At 61.2% G+C, this 20,024-nt stretch carries 24 protein-coding genes, 1 tRNA gene and 2 pseudogenes; 16 read left to right on the top strand and 11 right to left on the bottom strand.

Features of this window, described 5'->3' with window-relative positions; translation table 11 throughout:
• The first annotated feature begins 4 nt into the window (after window positions 1-4).
• The 9 genes and pseudogenes from queA (at window position 5) to RE429_RS14285 (ending at window position 9,678) form a co-directional block, all read left to right on the top strand.
• Complete coding sequence (gene queA / locus RE429_RS14325; RefSeq protein WP_414471412.1) at window positions 5-1,081, top strand: tRNA preQ1(34) S-adenosylmethionine ribosyltransferase-isomerase QueA; 1,077 nt, start codon at window positions 5-7, stop codon at window positions 1,079-1,081.
• A gap of 57 nt (window positions 1,082-1,138) precedes the next feature.
• Window positions 1,139-2,320: a tRNA guanosine(34) transglycosylase Tgt gene (tgt, locus tag RE429_RS14320; RefSeq protein ID WP_414471411.1), complete on the top strand. Its 1,182-nt coding sequence runs from the start codon at window positions 1,139-1,141 to the stop codon at window positions 2,318-2,320.
• A gap of 128 nt (window positions 2,321-2,448) precedes the next feature.
• Window positions 2,449-2,524 (top strand) — tRNA-Lys (locus RE429_RS14315).
• Window positions 2,525-3,132: 608 nt separating this feature from the next.
• Window positions 3,133-3,555, top strand: coding sequence for a hypothetical protein (locus RE429_RS14310; RefSeq protein ID WP_414471410.1), 423 nt, complete (start codon window positions 3,133-3,135; stop codon window positions 3,553-3,555).
• A 78-nt stretch (window positions 3,556-3,633) separates the two neighbouring features.
• Window positions 3,634-5,163 (top strand): IS21 family transposase, encoded by a 1,530-nt coding sequence (istA, locus tag RE429_RS14305; RefSeq protein WP_414471409.1) that lies wholly within the window; start codon window positions 3,634-3,636, stop codon window positions 5,161-5,163.
• Window positions 5,160-5,945: an IS21-like element helper ATPase IstB gene (gene istB / locus RE429_RS14300; protein WP_414471408.1), complete on the top strand. Its 786-nt coding sequence runs from the start codon at window positions 5,160-5,162 to the stop codon at window positions 5,943-5,945. Before istA ends, istB begins: the two co-directional genes overlap by 4 nt.
• A gap of 58 nt (window positions 5,946-6,003) precedes the next feature.
• The gene (locus RE429_RS14295; RefSeq protein ID WP_414471407.1) at window positions 6,004-6,639 is read left to right on the top strand and encodes a plasmid pRiA4b ORF-3 family protein; all 636 of its coding nucleotides are present in this window, start codon (window positions 6,004-6,006) and stop codon (window positions 6,637-6,639) included.
• A 38-nt stretch (window positions 6,640-6,677) separates the two neighbouring features.
• Window positions 6,678-7,418, top strand: a pseudogene (locus RE429_RS14290) (IS701 family transposase); the annotation flags it as partial.
• Window positions 7,419-8,178: 760 nt separating this feature from the next.
• Window positions 8,179-9,678 (top strand): diguanylate cyclase, encoded by a 1,500-nt coding sequence (locus RE429_RS14285; protein WP_414471406.1) that lies wholly within the window; start codon window positions 8,179-8,181, stop codon window positions 9,676-9,678.
• Window positions 9,679-10,182: 504 nt separating this feature from the next.
• On the opposite strand, the pseudogene RE429_RS14280 reads toward RE429_RS14285, so the two are convergent.
• Window positions 10,183-10,335: pseudogene (locus RE429_RS14280) on the bottom strand (IS110 family transposase); the annotation flags it as partial.
• 168 nt (window positions 10,336-10,503) lie between these two features.
• Window positions 10,504-10,653, bottom strand: coding sequence for a hypothetical protein (locus RE429_RS14275; protein WP_414471405.1), 150 nt, complete (start codon window positions 10,651-10,653; stop codon window positions 10,504-10,506).
• Window positions 10,654-11,937: 1,284 nt separating this feature from the next.
• Between RE429_RS14275 and RE429_RS14270 the strand changes: the two genes are divergently transcribed.
• The 3 genes from RE429_RS14270 (at window position 11,938) to RE429_RS14260 (ending at window position 12,900) form a co-directional block, all read left to right on the top strand.
• Window positions 11,938-12,108: a hypothetical protein gene (locus tag RE429_RS14270; protein WP_414471404.1), complete on the top strand. Its 171-nt coding sequence runs from the start codon at window positions 11,938-11,940 to the stop codon at window positions 12,106-12,108.
• Window positions 12,109-12,244: 136 nt separating this feature from the next.
• Complete coding sequence (locus RE429_RS14265) at window positions 12,245-12,658, top strand: Crp/Fnr family transcriptional regulator (RefSeq protein ID WP_414471403.1); 414 nt, start codon at window positions 12,245-12,247, stop codon at window positions 12,656-12,658.
• Window positions 12,655-12,900, top strand: coding sequence for a hypothetical protein (locus tag RE429_RS14260; RefSeq protein ID WP_414471402.1), 246 nt, complete (start codon window positions 12,655-12,657; stop codon window positions 12,898-12,900). The genes RE429_RS14265 and RE429_RS14260 overlap by 4 nt, the downstream gene beginning before the upstream one ends.
• 309 nt (window positions 12,901-13,209) lie before the next feature.
• Here RE429_RS14260 and RE429_RS14255 read toward each other — a convergent pair whose 3' ends face one another.
• The 5 genes from RE429_RS14255 to RE429_RS14235 form a co-directional block, all read right to left on the bottom strand.
• Complete coding sequence (locus tag RE429_RS14255; RefSeq protein WP_414471401.1) at window positions 13,210-13,437, bottom strand: hypothetical protein; 228 nt, start codon at window positions 13,435-13,437, stop codon at window positions 13,210-13,212.
• Between the two features lie 158 nt (window positions 13,438-13,595).
• The gene (locus RE429_RS14250) at window positions 13,596-13,838 is read right to left on the bottom strand and encodes a hypothetical protein (RefSeq protein WP_414471400.1); all 243 of its coding nucleotides are present in this window, start codon (window positions 13,836-13,838) and stop codon (window positions 13,596-13,598) included.
• Between the two features lie 59 nt (window positions 13,839-13,897).
• Window positions 13,898-14,116 carry a hypothetical protein gene (locus RE429_RS14245; protein ID WP_414471399.1) on the bottom strand — a complete coding sequence of 73 codons (219 nt, stop codon included), beginning with the start codon at window positions 14,114-14,116 and terminating at the stop codon, window positions 13,898-13,900.
• Window positions 14,117-14,256: 140 nt separating this feature from the next.
• The gene (locus RE429_RS14240) at window positions 14,257-14,694 is read right to left on the bottom strand and encodes a hypothetical protein (RefSeq protein WP_414471398.1); all 438 of its coding nucleotides are present in this window, start codon (window positions 14,692-14,694) and stop codon (window positions 14,257-14,259) included.
• Window positions 14,687-14,911, bottom strand: coding sequence for a hypothetical protein (locus tag RE429_RS14235; RefSeq protein ID WP_414471397.1), 225 nt, complete (start codon window positions 14,909-14,911; stop codon window positions 14,687-14,689). Before RE429_RS14235 ends, RE429_RS14240 begins: the two co-directional genes overlap by 8 nt.
• Before the next feature lie 951 nt (window positions 14,912-15,862).
• Between RE429_RS14235 and RE429_RS14230 the strand changes: the two genes are divergently transcribed.
• From RE429_RS14230 to RE429_RS14220, 3 genes are all read left to right on the top strand, one after another.
• Window positions 15,863-16,081: a hypothetical protein gene (locus RE429_RS14230; RefSeq protein ID WP_414471396.1), complete on the top strand. Its 219-nt coding sequence runs from the start codon at window positions 15,863-15,865 to the stop codon at window positions 16,079-16,081.
• Window positions 16,072-16,245: a hypothetical protein gene (locus tag RE429_RS14225; RefSeq protein ID WP_414471395.1), complete on the top strand. Its 174-nt coding sequence runs from the start codon at window positions 16,072-16,074 to the stop codon at window positions 16,243-16,245. The genes RE429_RS14230 and RE429_RS14225 overlap by 10 nt, the downstream gene beginning before the upstream one ends.
• A gap of 235 nt (window positions 16,246-16,480) precedes the next feature.
• Entirely contained in the window at window positions 16,481-16,726 is a 246-nt protein-coding gene (locus RE429_RS14220) for a DUF1003 domain-containing protein (RefSeq protein WP_414471394.1), read from the top strand.
• Between the two features lie 36 nt (window positions 16,727-16,762).
• On the opposite strand, the gene RE429_RS14215 is transcribed toward RE429_RS14220, so the two are convergent.
• A complete protein-coding gene (locus RE429_RS14215) occupies window positions 16,763-17,008 on the bottom strand; it encodes a hypothetical protein (protein ID WP_414471393.1) in 246 nt (81 codons plus the stop codon).
• Between the two features lie 289 nt (window positions 17,009-17,297).
• Window positions 17,298-17,699, bottom strand: coding sequence for a PRC-barrel domain-containing protein (locus RE429_RS14210; RefSeq protein WP_414471392.1), 402 nt, complete (start codon window positions 17,697-17,699; stop codon window positions 17,298-17,300).
• 180 nt (window positions 17,700-17,879) lie between these two features.
• Here RE429_RS14210 and RE429_RS14205 point away from each other — a divergent pair, with 180 nt between their 5' ends.
• Window positions 17,880-18,050, top strand: coding sequence for a CsbD family protein (locus RE429_RS14205; protein ID WP_414471391.1), 171 nt, complete (start codon window positions 17,880-17,882; stop codon window positions 18,048-18,050).
• A 263-nt stretch (window positions 18,051-18,313) separates the two neighbouring features.
• Here the strand turns inward: RE429_RS14205 and RE429_RS14200 are convergent, their stop codons facing one another.
• Complete coding sequence (locus tag RE429_RS14200; RefSeq protein WP_414474207.1) at window positions 18,314-18,466, bottom strand: hypothetical protein; 153 nt, start codon at window positions 18,464-18,466, stop codon at window positions 18,314-18,316.
• A 344-nt stretch (window positions 18,467-18,810) separates the two neighbouring features.
• Window positions 18,811-19,983, bottom strand: coding sequence for an AI-2E family transporter (locus RE429_RS14195; protein ID WP_414471390.1), 1,173 nt, complete (start codon window positions 19,981-19,983; stop codon window positions 18,811-18,813).
• Window positions 19,984-20,024 lie beyond the last annotated feature (41 nt).

Here is a 20,024-nt window from a genome sequence, read left to right as displayed (position 1 = left end):
CTCAATGCGCGTCGACCTCTTCGATTTCGACCTGCCCGAGCAGAACATCGCGCTCCGCCCCGTCGAGCCGCGGGACGCCGCGCGCATGCTTGTGGTCAGGCCCGCGGAAGGCTTCGAGGACCGGATCGTGCGCGACCTGCCGGAGCTCCTGCAGCCGGGCGACGTGCTGGTTCTCAACGACACCAAGGTCATTCCCTCGCGGCTTTACGGCCTGCGCATGCGCGAGGAGACCGCCGCGCGCGTCGAGATCATGCTGCACAAGCGGGAGGGGGCCGACCGGTGGCGCGCCTTCGCGCGTCCGGCGAAGAAGCTTCACATCGGCGACCGCATCCGCTTCGGCGAGGAATCGGAGAGCACGGCCTGCGAGCTGGTGCGCCTCGACGCGGAGGTCGTGGAGAAAGGCGAGGGCGGCGAGGTGGCGCTCCGCTTCTCCTTCTCGGGCCCCTTCCTCGACGAGGCGATCGTTCGTCTCGGTGAGCTGCCGCTGCCCCCCTATATCGCGGGAAAGCGCGCGACGGATGAGAAGGACAGAACCGATTACCAGACGGTCTATGCCAGGGACGAGGGCGCGGTCGCGGCCCCGACGGCCGGCCTTCATTTCACCGACGATCTGTTCCGGCGCCTCGACGCGCGCGGGATCTCCCGCCACTTCGTCACGCTGCACGTGGGCGCGGGAACCTTCCTGCCGGTGAAGGCCGACGATACGAGCGAACACCGCATGCATGCGGAATGGGGCACCGTCGGCGAGACGACCGCGCAAGCCCTCAACGAGGCGCGGGCGCGGGGAGGGCGGATCGTGGCGGTCGGCACCACCTCGCTGCGTCTCCTGGAGAGCGCCGCCCGCGAGGACGGCACCATCGCTCCCTTTTCGGGCGATACGTCGATCTTCATCACGCCCGGATACCGCTTCAAGGCCGTGGACGTGCTGATGACCAATTTCCACCTGCCGCGCTCGACCCTGTTCATGCTGGTTTCGGCCTTCGCGGGGCTGGATTCCATGCGCGCGGCCTATGCCCACGCCATCGATGCGGGCTATCGCTTCTACTCCTACGGCGATGCGAGTTTGCTCTTCCGGCGTTGATGCGCCATTTCTGCTCTTCGCGCCCGCACGGGCCTGAGCCGATCCCATGAGGACCGAATGACCACCGAGAATTTCACCTTCACCGTATCGAAGACGGACGGAGCCGCACGAACCGGCGAAATCCGGATGCCGCGCGGCGTCATCCGGACGCCTGCCTTCATGCCGGTGGGCACGGCCGCCACCGTGAAGGCCATGTATCCCGATCAGGTGAAGGCGCTCGGCGCGGATGTGGTGCTCGGCAACACCTATCACCTCATGCTGCGCCCCGGCGCGGAGCGCGTCGCCCGCCTCGGCGGGCTGCATCAGTTCATGAACTGGCCCTATCCGATTCTCACCGATTCCGGCGGGTTCCAGGTCATGTCGCTTGCGGCCCTGCGCAAGGTGGACGAGACCGGCGTGACCTTCCAGTCCCATATCGACGGATCGCGGCACTTCATGTCCCCGGAGCGCTCCATCGAGATCCAGGGGCTTCTCGGCTCCGACATCCAGATGCAGCTCGACGAATGCGTGCGACTGCCATGCTCGGACGAAGAGGCGGAGCGGGCCATGCGCCTGTCCCTGCGGTGGGCGGAGCGCTGCCGGGTCGCCTTCGGCGACCAGCCCGGCAAGGCCATGTTCGGAATCGTTCAGGGCGGTGCGGTGGAGCGGCTGCGCATCGAAAGCGCGCGGGAACTCGCCGCCATGGACCTGAAAGGCTACGCCATCGGCGGCCTCGCCGTGGGCGAGCCGCAGGAGGTGATGCTGCGCATGATCGAGACGGTCGAGCCGCATATGCCCAAGGAGAAGCCGCGCTATCTCATGGGCGTGGGCACGCCGGACGACATCGTCGAGGCCGTGCGCCGCGGGGTGGACATGTTCGACTGCGTCATGCCCACCCGCGCCGGGCGTCACGGTCAGGTCTTCACCAAGCACGGGCGCATGAACCTGCGCAACGCACGTTTTGCCGAAGACACGCGCCCGCTCGACGAGAGCTCGAAATGCACGGCCTCGAACACCTATAGCCGCGCCTATCTTCACCATCTCGTCCGCTCGAACGAGATTCTGGGCATGATGCTGCTGACCTGGAACAATCTGGCCTATTACCAGGAGTTGATGGCGGGCCTGCGCAAAGCCATCGCGGAGGGCCGTCTCGAGGACCATATGGGCGAAATCAAGGAAGGCTGGGTGAGGGGAGAGCGCGACAGCAAGGCCGAGATCGGCCAGCACGCCGACAACATCGCCATGCCGGCGGAGGGCTGAGGGGGAGGGATCTTTTCAGGCGGTGGAAAACCCGAATGCCCGGCAGCCCGAATTGAGAATTCGGCATCGGACCGGGGCTTTTCGATTGACCCACCGCTCAAGAGCCCCTATCTCGGGCTCACCTCTGGGAGCGCGTAGCTCAGCCGGTAGAGCATCTGACTTTTAATCAGAGGGTCCTGGGTTCGAGTCCCAGCGCGCTCACCATAAATTCCAAGAGGTTATCTCTGATGTGGCCAGCCGGCAGGCCACAGATCCCAATCCTGGTAATCACATAGTAAGCACCTGAAGCACTTTGGTGCTGCAGGGGTGAACGGCGTTGGCTTGTGCCGCGCTTCGGATTGTCCCGCATACTGTCCCACCGTTGTCCCGCTTCGACAGAACCGGAGGCTGAAAGCCCAAAGCCTTTAAAGCGTTGGCCCTTGCAATCCTGTCCCGGGTTTTGACACAAGACTGTCCCAGATCGAGCTATCCAGAGCCGATAGCCGCAGCATCCTGATCTCAGCAGGCGACTGGACATGCGCCCACTCGATAGAGCCGTCTCGGTAGGCTGTCGGACAGACCGTCCCAAGCCATAGCCCGATGGTCTTTGCGCATCACCCATGGAGGAGTGCGCCTTGATCGAACGCAGGATTGCCGGCCAACCAAAAGTGCTGAATATAATCTGCCCCTGAGGAAGGGGCGTACGATGACGTTCTGGTGGGTCAACCACAAGAAGACATACCGGCAGGAGGGCGACGGGCAGCACATCTGGTCACCCAAGACCAAGAGCAATTGGAAGCCGCAACCAGTCCTACGATAACCTGCGGCTCGTCATGCTGGGCGATCTCGTGTTCTCATATGCCGGAGCGCAGATCCGACAGCTTGGCATCGTCACGCGTCCAGCTGTTTCCAGTCCTAAACCATCTGAGTTTGGATCGGCCGGTACAAACTGGGGCCAGGACGGCTGGATGGTCCCGATCGGTTGGTACGCCCTGCCACAGCCACTGAGACCCAAGGAATTCATCAGCGAGATCAGACCCCACCTTCCAGAGAAGTATGCTCCATTAAATGGGGAAGGGGATGGCTATCAGGATGTCTACCTTGCTGCTGTGTCCGACAAGATGGCAGAGGTGCTGCTGGCTCGGCTGGGTGCCTGGGGCGTCGATGTTCTTCGGATTGCCCGAGGCGCCGGAGACGATGACGGTGCGGTCCGTCGGGTCGATGACGCGCTGCGCCTTGTACGACGCCAACTATGATGGCCGCCTGATGACGACAGAGATGGCCGGTTAGGTGTGAGATGCATCAATCTTTCCCGCGATTGCGGGAGAAGGTTGATGCCGGGCATGCACGTCACCGACCGCCAGGTCAGGCGCTATATGAGTTCACGCAAGGACGGATATTCTCAGGCCGCCGCGGCGGCACGGGCCGGCTTCAGCGAGCGCACCGGTCGGCGCATCGAAGCCGACCCGGTTCTTCCCAGCCAGCGCGAGGGCCGGCGCTACCGGACGCGTCCGGATCCGTTCGCCGAAGTCTGGCGCGACGAACTCGTGCCGATGCTGGAGGCCGCGCCCCAGATCCGGGCCACCACTTTGCTGGAAGAGTTGCAACGGCTGCATCCAGGGCGCTATGGCGACGGCCATCTGCGCTCGCTGCAGCGCCGGGTGGCCCATTGGCGCGCCACCGAGGGACCGGAGCGTGAGCTGATCTTCCGACAGGAGCATCCGCCCGGTCGGCAGGCCCTCTCGGATTTTACCAATGGCGCCAAGCTCGGCGTGACCATCGCCGGCCGACCCTTTCCCCATCTGCTCTATCATTTCTGGCTCGCCTATTCCGGCTGGCGCTTCATCAAAGCCATCTGCGGCGGCGAGAGCTTCACGGCTCTCACCGAAGGCCTGCAGGAGGCGCTCTGGCAGCTCGGCGGCGTCCCGCGCGAGCATCGCACCGACCGGCTCTCGGCCGCCTACCGCAATCTCATTGATCGCGAGGACGAGGCCAAGGCCTATGCCGCGTTCTGCAACCATTATGGTCTGCAGCCCACCCGCAACAATGCCGGCATCGCCCACGAGAACGGATCGGTCGAAGCCGCCCATGGCCATCTCAAGCTCGGGCTGCGCGAAGCTCTCGACTTGCGCGGCTCGAAAGACTTCTCGGACCTGGAGGCCTACCAGGCCTTTCTGCAGGACTTCGCCATGCGCAAGAACGCAGCCGTGCAGGCGGCGCTTGCCATCGAGCGCAAGGCGCTGGCTCCTCTGCCGCGCTTTCGCACCAGCGACTACTCGGTGGCGACGGTCACCGTCACACGCTCCGGCACGATCTCGGTGCGCAATGTCCTTTACACCGTGCCCTCGCGCCTCGTCGGCTGTCGGCTCAAGGTGCATATCTACGATGATCGTCTTGTCTGCCATCTCGGCCTGAGCCCGGTGCTGACCGTCCCCCGCCGCTACTTCAAACGCGGCGGTCCCGGTGTCCGCGTCGTCGATTACCGCCATCTGGTCCATGCTCTCGTGAAGAAGCCGCAGGCCTTCCGGCACTCGGTATTCCGGGAGGATCTGTTCCCGCAGACTGCCTTCCGACGGGCCTGGGAGGTGCTTGATGCCAGGCTCGATCCAAGACAGGCGTGCCGGGTCTATGTCGGCCTGCTGCATCTGGCCGCCACGCACGCCTGCGAGGCCCAGCTGGCCGATCATCTCGCGAGCGTCCTCGCCGGCGGCGGGCTCCCGGATCTCGATCAGGCCCGGGCCCTCGTGGCCGGGCCGTTGAACGTCCAGGCGCCGGTGGTTCATGTGAGGGCGCCGGATCCGAGCGTCTATGACTGCCTGATCCCTGTCGATCCCATCGCCGCTTCAGAAGGGGCCGCACCATGACCCGATCCTCATCCGCCGCGCCGCCGGTCGACACGGCGAAGTTGCCGGTCCTGCTCACCACCTTGCGTCTGCCGACCATCTCGCGGCTCTGGCAGGAGATCGGTGCCCGGGCCGATGCGGAGGGCTGGGGATCGGCTCGCTTCCTGGCGGCCCTGTGCGAGCACGAGATCCATGAGCGACACAGTCGACGCATTGCCCGCCATCTCGCCGAGGCCGACCTGCCCCCCGGCAAGACCTTTGCGACCTTCGACTTCGCCGCGGTGCCGAGCCTGCGCAAGGCGCAGGTCCTGGCTCTGGCGGACGGGGATGCCTGGCTCGATCAGGGCGCCAACATTTTGCTGTTCGGCCCCTCTGGGACCGGCAAGACGCACCTCGCCGCGGCGATCGGCACGGCCCTGATCGAGGCCGGCCAACGGGTGTTGTTCACGCGCACCACCGACCTGGTCCAGAAGCTGCAGGCCGCCCGGCGCGATCTGAGCCTGCCGGCGACCCTGGCCAAACTCGACCGCTTCGATTGCCTGATCCTCGATGACCTCGGCTACGTGCGTAAAGATCAGGCGGAAACGAGCGTCCTGTTCGAGCTGATCGCCGAGCGTTATGAACGACGCTCTCTGATCACAACCTGCAATCAGCCCTTCAGCACCTGGAATCAGATCTTCCCGGATCCCGCCATGACGGTCGCGGCGATCGACCGTTTGGTCCACCACGCCACCATTCTGGAACTCAACACCGAGAGCTACCGGCGCCGAACCGCGACGGAGGCCAAGAGCGCCGCTGTCTAATTGTCGTCGGACGCGTCCGGCTAGTTGACGCCGCCCCCGGTGACAGGTCCACTGGGGCATGTCCTGGAAAGATCCCAACGCCCTCCAGATCAAGATCACGCTGGCCGAGATCGACCCGCCCGTGTGGCGGCGGCTGGTGGTGCCGTGGACCTGGCACCTGGGGCAGTTGCACCTTGCGATCCAGGCGGCGTTCAACTGGTGGGATTATCACCTGCACGAGTTCCGCATTGGTGGCCTGCGCTATGGCGATCCGGAGCTGCTCGAGGACGGGGCTTTCGAGGATGACGCGCGGGTGTTCGACGAGCGTGAGGTGCGGTTGCGCGACTTCGACCGGGAGCCGGGCACCTGCTTTAGCTATCTCTATGACTTCGGGGACAGCTGGCTGCACACCGTGGAGATCGAGAAGCTGCTGGCTCTCGATGCGCCTCCTCGTTTGGGGGCCTGCATCGCAGGAGCCCGTGCCAGACCGCCGGAGGACGTGGGTGGCGTGAGTAGCTATGAGCGCTTTCTCGCCATCATGGCCGACCCGAACGATCTTGAGCACACTGAGACCCGGATCTGGTGCGGCGGCCACTTCGATCCGGAGTGGTTCGATCTGGCGCTCACCGACAAGGACGTCAGGAACGCCCTCAAGCCCAATGTCCGGCGCCGCCTGCACCAGCCTAAGCCCACACGAAAAAGTCGGTCATCGTAGTTGACGCTACCCGGACATGAAAATTGTCGTTGCACAGCGCCTTGATCGACCGCCAGCTCTATCTGCCCCAGGACTGGACGACGAAGCCCGAGCGCCTGGCCGCGGCTCACGCGCCCGATGCGATCCGCTTCGTCACCAAACCGCAGATCGCCGCCGCGATGATCGAGAGGGCACTGGCGGCCGGCGTGCCGTTCGCGTGGGTGGCCACCGACACCATCTAGGGGGCCCTGGCCATGCAGCTGCGCCGCGCTGGCAAAGGTTACGTGCTGGGTGCTCAAGCCACAGACCGCTTCACGTCCTGGGACAAGAGCCTGCCGGTGGCCGGCACGGCCGCGACGATTGCCCAGGAGCTTGCTCCCGAGACCTGGCAGCGTCTGTCCGCCGGGAGCGGCACCAAGGGGCCGCGCCTGTATGATTGGGCCTATGTCGAGTTGGCCGATCTCGAGGCCGAGGAATTCAACGCGGCGCTGACCGGCCTGTGGACGCGCGGCCTGTTGATCAGGCGCACCCTCAGCGATCAGGATCTGGCGTTCTTCCCAACCTGGTGCCCGGCCGGCACACCGATGGAGACCCTGGTCCGGGTCGAAGGCCAGCGCTGGGCGATTGAGGATGCGTTCGAGACCGCGAAGACAGAGTTGGGGCTCACGCACAATGAAACCCGCTCGTGGCATGGTTGGCACCGGCATGTGTCGCTGGTGATGCTCGCCTTTGCCATGATGACGGTGGTGCGGGAGCGCGCCAACCGCCTCACCTCACCCAAAAAAGAAACGACGAAGCCCGATTGCAGCGCTGGTATGCTGGTCTGTCCAGGAAATCCGCCGGGTTGCCACACGTCTCCAGCAGCGCCGGATCGAGCCTGCCTTCGTGATCGCTTGGTCCGCGTGGCGACGAGCGCATCAGGCCATGGCGCAAGCCTCACACCGCAAACGAAAGGTGCAACTGTAGTGTTAGAACACAAGATTAGGCCCAATATCCGTTTTGAGCTCCTGAACGGACCGTAACGCGACCGTGCTTAGAGGCCGAGTTTGACCCGTTGCCGACCTTGGCTGCCCATAATGCTAAACACAGCCGTTTCACTGACTGGAGCCTCCAAGGCTTCACCGAAGAAGCTTAGCCTTGATACAGTGCCAGTGTAAATTCACGCTGGCTGATCGTGATACAACTAAGTTTCAATTTATGATGAAGTTGGTATAAGCAGTCACGGATTAATCTGGCTCAGACCTATCAACCAGCCACACGCTTTCGCTCGTCCCGGCAACTGTTAAGCATACGGGCCGGGCCGCTTTTCCTTGGATACTCCGATCAATGATACGCAAGCGTCCGAATTTCCTTGGCACCGGCATCAGGACCGCGCTCTTGCGAAGCGTTGGCCTGCCGGAGAACGAACGCGTCCCCGCAGCCATGATCCTGTCGCTGCTCGTAGCCTGCGTCGTTGTTCTCACGGTCAGCGCCACTCTCGGCGCATTCGTCTACACCTATCGAGCTCAGCAGGATCTCTTGGCTCTTCGGACGGAGAGCCGTGACGTCCGAATCGTCCAATTGGCCCTGCTCGACATCGAGAGTGGTGCACGAGGCTATGCCCTGTCCTCGCGGCCCGACTATCTCCAGCCCTATAGCGTTGGATCGCAGGCTCTCGATGACAACCGCGCGACGCTGGGCAAGCTCGACCGGTTCGTGGCCGAGCGGTCCGGCAGTGCCCCAGGCACCCAGACGGTGTCTTCTCTCATCGCCCATCTCCGATCCGAGCTTTCCAAGATGATCAGTGCAGCGCAACCTGGAAGCGCCGGGGGAGCCGAGCAGTTCGTCCACCTGGACCGAACCAAAGCGACCATGGACACGCTGCGTCAGATCATGGGCCAGTTCCTGACCGCCAAGGCCGGCGAGGCAACCCGGGCGGAGGACAATGTCGCTGCGCTGCAGAGGCTCCTTCTGGCGCTCCAGATCATCAGTGGGGTCGCGATCCTGACTGCGTTGTTCCTGGCCTTCCGCGGCTTGGTCAGCCAATCGCGCGCGCGGGCGGCTGCCATGGCCGAAGCGGTCCAGAACCGGGATCAGATTGGACATCTGCTCTCAATGGCCGACATGTTGCAGAGCGCCATGGGGTACGAGGACGCCAATGCGGTGTTGCGGGCTACTGCCGGACGCTTGCTCTCCGGTTTTGGCGGCGCACTCTACATCTTCAACAACTCGCGTGACCGGCTCGACCTCTCCACAGCGTGGAATGTCGATGATGTAGGGATGTCCCATCCACAGGTCATCCCGCCATCGCAGTGTTGGGCGCTCAAGCGGGGCAAGCCCCACATCAATCGCGGAACCTATGGGGCGCTCCGCTGCAGCCATGCACTCGATGGGCAGAGCGCGCTTGAAATCCCGATGCTGGCGCGCGGCGAGGTTTATGGGCTCCTGCAGATCTTCAGTGATGACCCGACTGGGGCGGATTTGGAAACCATCAGGCCGCTGGCGATCGCCCTGGCCGACAGCATGTCCTTGGCTTTGTCGAGCATTGCGCTGCGGGAGCGTCTCCGCAACCAGGCCCTGCGCGATCCTCTCACCGGGCTCTATAACCGCCGCTTCATGGAGGAGGTGCTCGAGAGCTTCGCGCTCCAGGCCGAGAGGCGGAACGCGCCGATGTCGGCGATCATGATCGACCTCGACCATTTTAAGAAGCTGAATGATCAGCACGGTCATGCCGTTGGCGATGCTGTGCTGCGTGATGTCGCCGCTGCCATTCTGTCCGCGCTGCGCAAAAGCGACATTGCATGCCGCTACGGCGGCGAGGAGTTGATCGTCCTGTTGCCGGACAGCGATCTTGTCACCGCGCGCACAAAGGCGGAGGAAATCAGAAAACGCATCGCGGAGGTCTCGCCGGTTGAAGGCGTGGTGGTGAGCGCGTCCCTTGGTGTGGCGTCGATCCCGCAGACCTCGGCTAGTCCTGCGGATCTCTTAACGATGGCGGATGCGGCTCTCTACAAGGCCAAGCAGGAGGGACGGAATCGGGTCGAGGCCGCGCCCGCACGGATGGCGCTCGTCAAACCGTAAGGCTCCTGGCCGGGAACTCCGACGACCCGATTCGACAACTGAGCCTGCCGGGTTGTCGTGGCCCGCTTCTTTCGATGTGCGTGATCGCCGCGCCATTCGCACTCACGTGGCTGTACGCTGATGAGCATTAAGGGCATCAGCCTGCACTGGCAGTCCGTCATTCGCATTGACAACTGCCGCTTCTGGCACACCTGCGACGCCACCCTAAGGGCAGCAATCCTCACGTAACCAGACATTCCGAAAAGTGAATAGACTTCACTGCCTGACCCGGATGTATGGACCGGCCGTGCGTCGCAAGAGGCTTTGGAGATGGCGAGGTTGGTCTTGCGCTAATGTATCCGGCCCTTGCGGAGCAGTGCTCCTGGCCATCATGGATATCCGCGCGCATTCAGTCTCATAAGCGGATCGGCCCGTTATGGCCCACCGGGTCACCAGAGCATGAATGCGACGGCGCGACCGTTCTCCATCTCGTCTTCCTCTCGCAGACCTCGGCGAGCTCCAAGCTGGCATATTGGCAAGGCGCTGCTCCACCTGCCCGCGGGAGAGCTTCTGGCGCAGGACAATGGCGCCGCGAGCATCCAGACCGATCAGGTGGAAGCTGTTCTTGCCGATGTCGATGCCAAGCGTCGAAACGTGCTGAAGCGGAGCTTTAGGCATGGCTCAAGTCCTCGTGCTGGGCGCCCCTGATAAAGGGTGCGCCGGTAAGCACGGCCGGTCCATCCCATTAGCGGACTATTCATGTGGCCCTGCATTCCACAACGTCCTTTGTCGCACCGACAGACATCCCTTAGTCGGAATTTCGCGGCCCTACGATGCTGGTAGGGTTCAGGGGGACTGAGCGTCGAGGAGTGCCACACGACCGAGCTCAACCCTGATCGCAAGAGCCGTCTTGGCCCCAATGCCCGGGAGCGTGTGGATCTTGTCGGCCACCGCCCTGAGCTGCTCGAGAGTGGTGACGCCCTCGCTGTGGAGCACGTTCCAAGCATTAAGCGGCAGCCGGAGACCTCGAATGGGTCCCTCGCAGTCGTCAAAAAGTCCCTTATGCATCGGCTCGACTTTCGGGTTGGATGACCGGATCACGTGAGATTTGAAGCGGGAGAGGACGACCTGGATATGCGCGGCAACCCGTGCGGCTTGCGCTTCCTTGATCAAGCTGCCGACAGCGATTAGAGGATCTGGGAGAGGGCTATCAGGCATTGATGCACTCCGCACGACAGGCGGGGGCTCATAGCCCTCAGCCGCTGACGCCTGAAAGCACAAGTCAGCGATAGACCCCATATGGCTATCACGATGCACGATAACCAGTGCAGTTCCAAAAGAGCCTCGTCAGCATTACGCACCCCACGCGGAAAGCTGCCCGTCACTGGTTATTTGCTCTCCGGGTGCCGCTACACGGTCGAGTTCTTGTCCGATGACTCGCACTGTTATGGGTCCAAGGCCTTCGAACCGCTCAAGCTGGCCAGCGACAGCCCTGAGCTGATCGATCGTCTGGATGCTCTCTCGATGGAACACGTCCCAGGCAAGCTGAGGTAAATAAAGACCCTTAATGGGACCTGCGCAGGTTTGAAAATGACGAGGCATGTGCTGTTCCTGAGCCTTGCAGGCGGGAGCGCACGTATCTCTCAGTCGTCGGCGCCTGGGGCGCTTATACCGGCGATCCCATTCTCTACACCCTACCCGAACTCACCGCCAGCGCTGTTCCATGACGGGGATGAGCTGCGCGGCTTTGGCTTGCCGATGAGATTGAGCCAGAGCGCTCATGAAAAAGGGCCGCGCCCGATCTTTTGACCGTGTTCGCGACCCTTGAGCCCGTATTTGCCCCTACGGAGCGCACCTTATACCTAGCTAGACCATGCAATTCAATGAGTAAAAAACCCTATCCATGGCAGCTATTGCCAAATTGCCGCACCAGCAATCGACATAAAGACAAAGACATGATGGAGTTTCTGTGAGCAGGTAGCTCTTATCGGATTTGTTTTGTTTGCCCCTACGGATCCGTAAACTCAAAGCGCCGTCTTCGGACAGGCGCTTTTTCTTTGTGATGCGTCTTTCTAACTGCATTAGATAACCGCAAATTCTAAGAACTACGGCCAGCGCAGGCGCCTTCTGTCTTCGATCACAATAGGTTCTTGTACAAACATAAATCAGTGGCAGACATTCGCATGCGTGAGATAGTTTTTTCATCATCAGCAACCGATTTCAGGCGCTGATGGCTGAGAGATACGGGCGCTCCTGCCTAATGAAATAGGGAGCCGCATCATGCACTCACCTTTCTGCCATGGTTACAATCCGCTCATCAGCAGGCTGGAGAGCATCTTCACTTTGGCCGATGACGAGCGGAAGGCACCCGAAAACTTGCCCATGCAGGTCGCTGTCATCAAGGACTATCAGGACATCGTGCGCGAGGGGGATCGCCCCTCCCGATCCTGAGCGGCTTTGCCTGTACCTACAAGATGACCGCGCAAGGCAAGCGCCAGATCGTTTCCTTCAACATCCCTGGTGACATTCCCGACCTCCAGAGCCTGCACCTGAAGGTGCTGGACAACAGCGTTGGCACCATCAGCCCGTGCCGGGTGAAGCCCTATGGGACCTGTGCACCCGCTATCCTCGCATCACGGCTGCCTTCTGGCGCGAGACCCTCATCGACGCCGCCATCTTCCGGGAATGGGTGACGAATGTCGGACGCCGCGAGGCCTACAATCGGATGGCCTATGTGCTGTGCGAACTGCTGGTGCGCCTGAGGGCTGTCGGCTTGGCCGAGGGCTATGCCTGCGACCTGCCGATCACCCAGGGCGAGTTCGCCGATGCGCTCGGCATCACCCCGGTCGACGTCAATCGGGTTCTCAAGGAGCTGCGCGCCGACGGGCTGATCGAGCTGAAAGGCGAGCGGCTGAACATTCCCAACTGGGAGAAGTTGAAGGAAGTAAGTGAGTTCGACCCGACCTACCTGCACTGGGAGCACGATCAGGCCGCCGCATGAGCTTCACCTTCCAGCCCATCCGCGTCGTGACAGGCTTTGACGAAGAGGGCATGTTGGTCCTCGACGAGAGGCAGCGGCTGGTGGCGGTGCTGGTCCGCCTCTCGGACGAGAACGAGGTGTCTCCTGGGCAGTGGTATCTGGAAGCCGGCTTTGGCTCGATCGATGGGGTCAACCATCCGACTTTCTCCAACTTGGACATGGCCAAGGATTGGATTGCGCAGCGCTTCACAGAGAGCCGGTAAGCAGCTTCTGCTCGAATACGCGACCTCCAGTTTGATCGATCGCGACTGCGGCCCTGGCACGGGCGCACGAGCATCCGGGTGCCGTTGAGCAGGCCCGCGAGATGTTCGTGGCTCTTGCAAGCGCAGCCGGCATTCTGGCGAGCACGGAAAGGTGGAACCCGGCCAAATCTGACGCTGAGGGAATGGAACGTTTGAGGCATGGCCGGGAGTATCGGTGGGCAACCGGTATCAAGACAAGTAAAGGCGAAGGAATTCGTCCCACGCCGTGAGGTTCGACGCTTTCTCGTCCTCTAGGCATACGCAGCCATGTCAGACATGCGTTGTCTCATCATCCAACAAGGATCCAATCAGGCGGGGCAGCTCCTGATGCTCAGGACCGCGCCCGGAACTCAGGAAAGCTCCGATCTCGATATGATCGACATTGCCGCCAGAGGCTGAGTTGGCTTCGTGCCGTACGAAAACCTCTCCCGACGCATTACGGATCAAGAACCAGCGGTCGCCAGTTGGGCTGCTGTACAGCTTTCGCGCCTTCGTCATCTTCGGCTCCCTGCTTGGCGGAGAGGACTCCCAGGCGTTTGTTCTTTGCCTCTGGCACCATGTAGCTGCCTCATCAGGTGTTTCGGGGGCTTCCCTGTCGTCTGTGCGAGGAAGAACATCCCTGGCGTGCAAGCTGCCACGTTGCGAGGGGCTGTCCCTCAGCCTGTGACGTCTGTCTCGGGTCGGTCCTTTCCCAGAGAGACTTCTTCGTGCCAGTCCCCGGCTTCGTCCTGGTATTCAATGTCCTCAGTCGCGCCCGGCAGCATCTGCTCGGCGGCGGCCCGCTCCGCAGCCTCACGGGCTTCGTCATGGGTCGTGTAGCGTTCCGAGAACACGTCGCCGACTTTGTAGGCCCATCCGCTCTCGTGCTCCACGATCCTGTAGTGGACATTTGCCGTCATTATCCTCCCGTCGGGCTCGGATGAAGTGAACAACATACTGGAGCGCGACCGTCGCACCCTCAGGTCCTGCGACCCTTGGGGCTCCAGACAAACACCTCCTCACCGCGCTCGTCGACGACCCGCACGGCATCCGGTTTTTGCGGCATGTCCAAGGTCTCAAAGAGCGACCGGGCTCTTACTTTTGCGTCCTCCAAACTGGTGGCGTCATGCTCAACCCGGCCGAGCGTGGCGTGGGCCTGATCGGTATCCCGGACCCGAAAAAACTCGATAATAAACATTGCTGGCGCACCGTTTTGGTAAAGGAATCGAGAGGCCCTAGGCCCCTTGGGACTAACTTGATCTTCCGCCTCGACCGTTCTATCAGCGCAGAGACTTGGAATGCCGACCGGATAGTTGGAGCATTCCTGGGATCGGGTACTCATGGGCCATGTGATTCCACCTCGGGCAGAATCGCCGCGTCAGCATCGGTTCGCGCGAGGATTGCCTGCAAGACCGCCAGTGCTGCCTCATCGGCTGCCGCGGCCGCAAGCTCAAAGACCGCAATGGCATACGCCTCCGCATCATCAGCGCGGGCTTCCAGCAGATGAGCCTTGTGGCGTTCTGTCCAAAGGCCCCTGCCTGCAACAGAGCCGGCCTTTTTCTCCGCAAGCCACGTCTTGACCCTGACATTGGCTGCTTCAACGGTCACGCGGTTGTCGTAGATACGCTGCTCGACGCGGTCGAGTTGGCTTTCAAGGAGGTCCTGAGACTGATCGAAGGTCGCCGCGCCATTCGATTTCAGCGCCTCAAGCCGACGGTCCATCCCATGAAGCTTGATTCGCAGCTCGTCACAAAGGCGACCGATCCGCTCACTCATTCCCGTCTCCTGTAAGATTGTGCTGTGATGGCCACTCGTCGCTGAATTGGCTGGCAATGCCGGTGCTGAAGACCTTGGCCCCCGGCCCGGCAGACTGAGCCTCCGTCGCGGCGGCGTTGATGGCCGAAACACGGGATCCATACTCCCCATGGTGTTTGCCGTTCACCCGGATGCGCCAAGCGCCATGATGCCGAACGACGTAGAACTCCGTTGCCATCGATTGATCTCCACTGATTGTCCGTCCGGACCGGTCCCGGGGGGCTAAGCGACTCTGCTGGCGCTTCGTGTCATCCCGGCACCCGATCTTGCGGATGACGGTCCCCTGGCTCTCGCCGCCTTGATCGCCAAACATCGAAGCCTCCATGGTTGGGCTGGTCTCACTCGCGCAGCGACCGGCTCAAAGCTGCTTGTCCAGGGCCCAGAACTCGACGTCCCTGGTCGCTTGCTCGTGGGAGAGGTTGTAGCTCTCCTCGACCTTTTCGATGAGCTCCGACGTGGTTCGGACCCCGATCATCTCGACCATCGTCAATCGATCCCACCTGGATCGCAGCATCGGCAACGCGTGAAGTGTCAGCCCGGGGCCGTCGTGCGTTCGATAGTGCTGAAGATCGAACATGAAGCGGCTGTGCGGGCACATGGGAAAACTCGACCTCTCACATGTGAACCTTGGCCCATCGCAAAGTGGGCCTAAAGTTCATCTTAAATTAATATGGTGAAAGAGAGCTGCAATTACAGGTGGCTCGCAAAATAAATATCAAGTAAATACGATTTAGATATCTAGATTCTACACAACGGCGTATGCTGATAGACAATAAATGAAGCGGGAATTAGGAGTATTTACTTAAAATTCTCGGCATGATTCAGCCAAGGAGTAGGGAACTGTTAAGCCAAGCGGTCGTCTCAGTTCCGCTCATCGCCGGATGCCTCCTCCTCTACGAAGCGGGCACTCGAGAAAGAACGGTCAAGCATTCCAAAAACCTTCGGTAAAGGAGGACAAGATGTTCGACAAAAATCGCCTGCCATGGATCAACGACCCACTGAACCTGACGCTCGTCATCGTCGTGATCGCGGCGTCGATTGCCCTGTACTTCATCGTCGTGCGGGGCTGGTCCTGGTGACAGACGAGCAGGATCGACGGCTTTGCCTAAGGACCAGAAAGGATTGTGACATGAGAACGCATCGTTATGCTGTCGGCCAGCACGTCAGCTACGCCGAGGCCTCTCCACCCCATGATGTGTGGAGTGGCCATTACGAGATCGTCTTCCTTCTCCCTGCCGGAGACCGGGAGCCTCAGTATCAGATCCGGAGCGATGATCAGACCTATGATCGGGTTGTTGGGGAATCCCAGCTCCAGGAGGATCTCGGCGCGAGGGGACGATGCGGTTGAGCAGAAAGCGGATCGAGGGAGCGGGCGAAGAGCGGGATCTCACCCCGAACCGCAGCGACACGGCTGACCCCGACCAGATCCGACAATTGGCCCAACAACTCCGGGAGAGCGGCTTTGACTGGTTCTCCGAGACTGGTTCTCCGAACGGAAACGCCGCCTTCTGACGCAAATTGCAACCCGCCGCCATGTGCCCCGAAACGTCAACCACGCGCTCTACCAGGAAGAAGCGCTGGGAGACTGTTGGCTGACCGCGTTGCCGGGTTCGGAGGGGCATGGGCCTTTATCACGATCTTCCTGAGCAGCCTGCGTGTCCGGACCCATCCCAATACGATTCCGCTGTAGCGGACTCATGGGGCGTTCGATCGCCACCCAAATCTTCCTCTCAATCTGGTTCCCTCAATGGTCGCTGCCGTGCAGGCTCCGCTCATTCTGATGTCACGGAATCGGCAGGCGCCCCGGGATCGCATTGCTGCTGGCCTCGATTATGACGTCAACCTCAAGGCCAAAATCGAGATCATGGCCTTGCATGAGAAGATGGACAACATCCTTATCGAGAATCTTGAGCAGATCGCCCGGGCGCAGCAGGATCAACTACAGCGTCTGACGGAGCTTTGTGAAGCGCGAGCTGCGAAACCTTTAAGATAAACCCGGTGGAGAAGACCGCCTACAGTGTATGGCATGTCAGGACCTGATGATGTCGGCGTAGATTCGTTTGATCTGATCAAGATCCAATGAGCTCCCATCCGCGACGGTGATGCGAGCACTTTCACGGTATCGTTCCGGCAGACCTTCCATTGTAAAAACCACGGCGTCCTTCAGACGGCCGAACTGCTTGACAGTTCCCGGATCTCCCGTCTGCTGCCGGGTCGGATCGTCAGGAGCGGACCAGACGACCTGAGCCTGCTGGCTGAGGTCAAGATGGCTCATGGCTCCGACCCTCCCGGCTGGACAGCCAAATCCGAATTCGGTGGCGCATCAACAGCGAAGCAATATGCCAGGGCCGGATGACGCCGCCGCTGTCGGTCACAATCCAATGAACCCGAGGCATCCGATCTCGCCGCACCGCCGCAAGAGCTCGGGCGAGTGTCGGAAAGTCCCGACCTCTTATCGCTCCATCGTAATCGGGCCAGAAGATGAGCCGGGCCGGTGCTTCAAAATTCATGTTCATTCGGCCATATGGCTCGCAACTTACGGCGAGATGGTGACCGATGAAAAATCAACGCTTCCACTTGCCCTCGTAACGAAACTCGGGGGGCGACTTGAGCTGATCGAGGTCGGCGTTCATCGCCGCATGCCACTGATTCTCACCCTCCATATACCGGATCGATATCGATGAGGGATCCACGGCCACATATCTTTGCCCGACATCCAGAACTTCGCCGACCGATAGTACGATGCCGGAGATCTGACCGCCTTCAAAGACGATGTCCTCGATCTTACCCATCTCCTTGCCGCTGGCATTTTGGACATCCAAACCGATCAGCCTTGAGCCGAGAATGGCATTGTAATTGATCGTGATGAACTGCGGCGCACTGGACGCGGCGGGCGTGCTCTGAGCGTGAGCCATACTGGCAAAACCCAGGGCGGCGATGAGAGCCATAGGGGCTGAACTGTGCATCGTATTCATCCTTGAAGGGGCCGCCAGCCTCAGTCTCGTTCAGGATAGTGGTCGATTTAGGAGGATCATCCGCAGTGGCTTCCCTCACGGGCCGGGGTGCGCTCATGCCACAGGAACGATCTTGTGCGCCGATGCTTGCTTCTGGTGACGTCGATACGCGTCAGTTCTCAGGAGAGGGTCATGGACAAAAATCGCATCAAAGGCTCAGCGACACGCACGGGCGGCAAGATCAAACAGGCCGCCGGCGATCTGACGGGCGACTCCAAGCTCCAAAGCGAAGGCAAGATGGATCAGGCCAAGGGTAAGATCCAAAATGCCGTCGGCAGCGTCAAAGACGCGCTCAAGAAGTAAACCAAGTTGAGCTTGGTCTCACAGAAGCCCCATCATCGTTCCTTGATGGGGCCGATTTCCCATACTTGGCTGCTCACCGGGAACCGATCTCACAGTTCTCTCCTTCGAAGTCATATCAAACGCGCTTCCCGGTAGTCTTGGACGATATTCGTGGTCACATCCACCCGGGCAAAGCAGCTGTATAGACTGGCTCACCGCCCTGAGCGTCGATGGAAGTTTCCAAATGCGCTCAAACGACACCTTATACGGTTCTGTAAAGTGCCCTATCGGAAGTTCATGGCTCTTAGTTCCTCGGCCAGAAGCGGGTATTCAACGGTCAATGTCAGCGCAACCCGCACGATTACCTGTCCGGCCTCCTCCCTTACGCTAACCATGAAAACGCGCCGGTCACCGTTAGGGCGCTCATCCTTAGCCATCTCCGGCAGGGTTACTTGGGCTACGGCTTGGGCCGCCTCAAGACCCTCCAACCCTGGCTCAATCCGGATGTTTAGCGATGGCTTGTTGGCACGAATAGGCCGACGGAAGCTAGTGGCCAATGCTGGGGCAGTGGATTCTTCATGGAGCTGACGTGGTCAGTTCCGGTAGAGCGCTGCCGATTCGTAACGCCGAGCCACGCGAGCCCGATGCTCCCTTCTGAGATGAGCGCATCGTTTGAGCGAAAACCGGGTCCACTTATCCGCACGATGCGCTAGAGTGCCCGCCACGGTAAGGGCCTTGTCCAATCGCCGTACCGGATTACGCCAGCACCATGATGGTCATTCTAACTTGCCGAAGTCTCTGATCCCTCGAGGAAGTGTCCCAGGACCTTCAGCGGGCGCACCCGATCACAAACGATCTTCAGAATCGCCAGCATCGGAACGGACAAGATCGCGCCGGGCACGCCCCACATCCAGAACCAGAACACCAGCGACAAGATCACCAGCACGGGGTTCAACGTGAAGCGCCGCGCCAGCAGCATGGGTGTCAGAGTTTCGCCCTCGACGAGGTGAATGCCGAGATAGAGGGCCGGCGGCAGCAGGGCCCACCATAAGCTATCGAAACTCAGCATCCCGGCGAGAAGAAAGATGCCGATCCCAAACATCGGTCCCAGGATCGGAGTGTAGTTGAGCAGGAAGGCTGTGGCCCCCCACAAGAGAGGATCTCCGAGCCCGCAAAAATACATCGCGGCCGCGGTCGCGACTCCAACCGCCGCATTCATGGCCGTGATCGTCACGAGATAGGCGGATATGTCCTCCTCGATCTGCTGGGAGATGTCGACGGCTTGCCGCTTGTCGCTGAACTTCGGCAGGATTTCGACAATGCGTCGAAGGAAGAGATCGCCCGACACCAACAGAAAATAGAGCACCAGAACGGTTGTAAACAGGCCGTCGAGGACGGACCGCGTTCCCGTGAACAACGCGCTTGTCAGGCCAAGATCGCGGCGAACCGCAATCGTGGAACCCTTTGGCCCGGAGGCGTCAGCGGCCTGCTCGGCCTGATCAATGACCTTTTGCAACGCTTGGATCGGCCCCGCGAGAACCGCCAGGTGGGCTTCGAGGCGCGGTATGCCCTGCGGCAACCTTTCCGTCCAAGTCGCGGCGGGGATTGACAGGGCCGCCACGGCACCCACAAGCGTTCCAGTCACTAGAAGGATGGCTACGAGCGCTCCGACCGCCCGGGGGAAATGCACACGCTCCAGGAGACGCACAGCGGGTTGCAGAAGCAGCTTCAACACGAAAGCGAGTACGACGGGAAGGATGATCGCGCTTGCCACATAGAGCGCCGCAAAAGCGGCCAAGGCGAAAAGCCCACCGAGAAAGAGCGTCTGTGGATTGGATGGCAGCGGCATCTCTGCCTCGCCGAGCGCCTCCGTCGACACGGCATTCGGTTCCGGCGGCCGATCATCTTGGACCGGTGCCAACGGGGAACGTGGTGGCGTTGAGACCGAAACCATGGTCGTTCTCCCTCCCGGGCCTGAGCATGTCCCTGCGTCCG

This window comes from Microvirga sp. M2, from assembly GCF_047497095.1.
Classification (GTDB): domain Bacteria; phylum Pseudomonadota; class Alphaproteobacteria; order Rhizobiales; family Beijerinckiaceae; genus Microvirga.
Note: the sequence above shows the minus strand (reverse complement) of the source record. Positions and strands in the feature narration are given on the sequence as shown.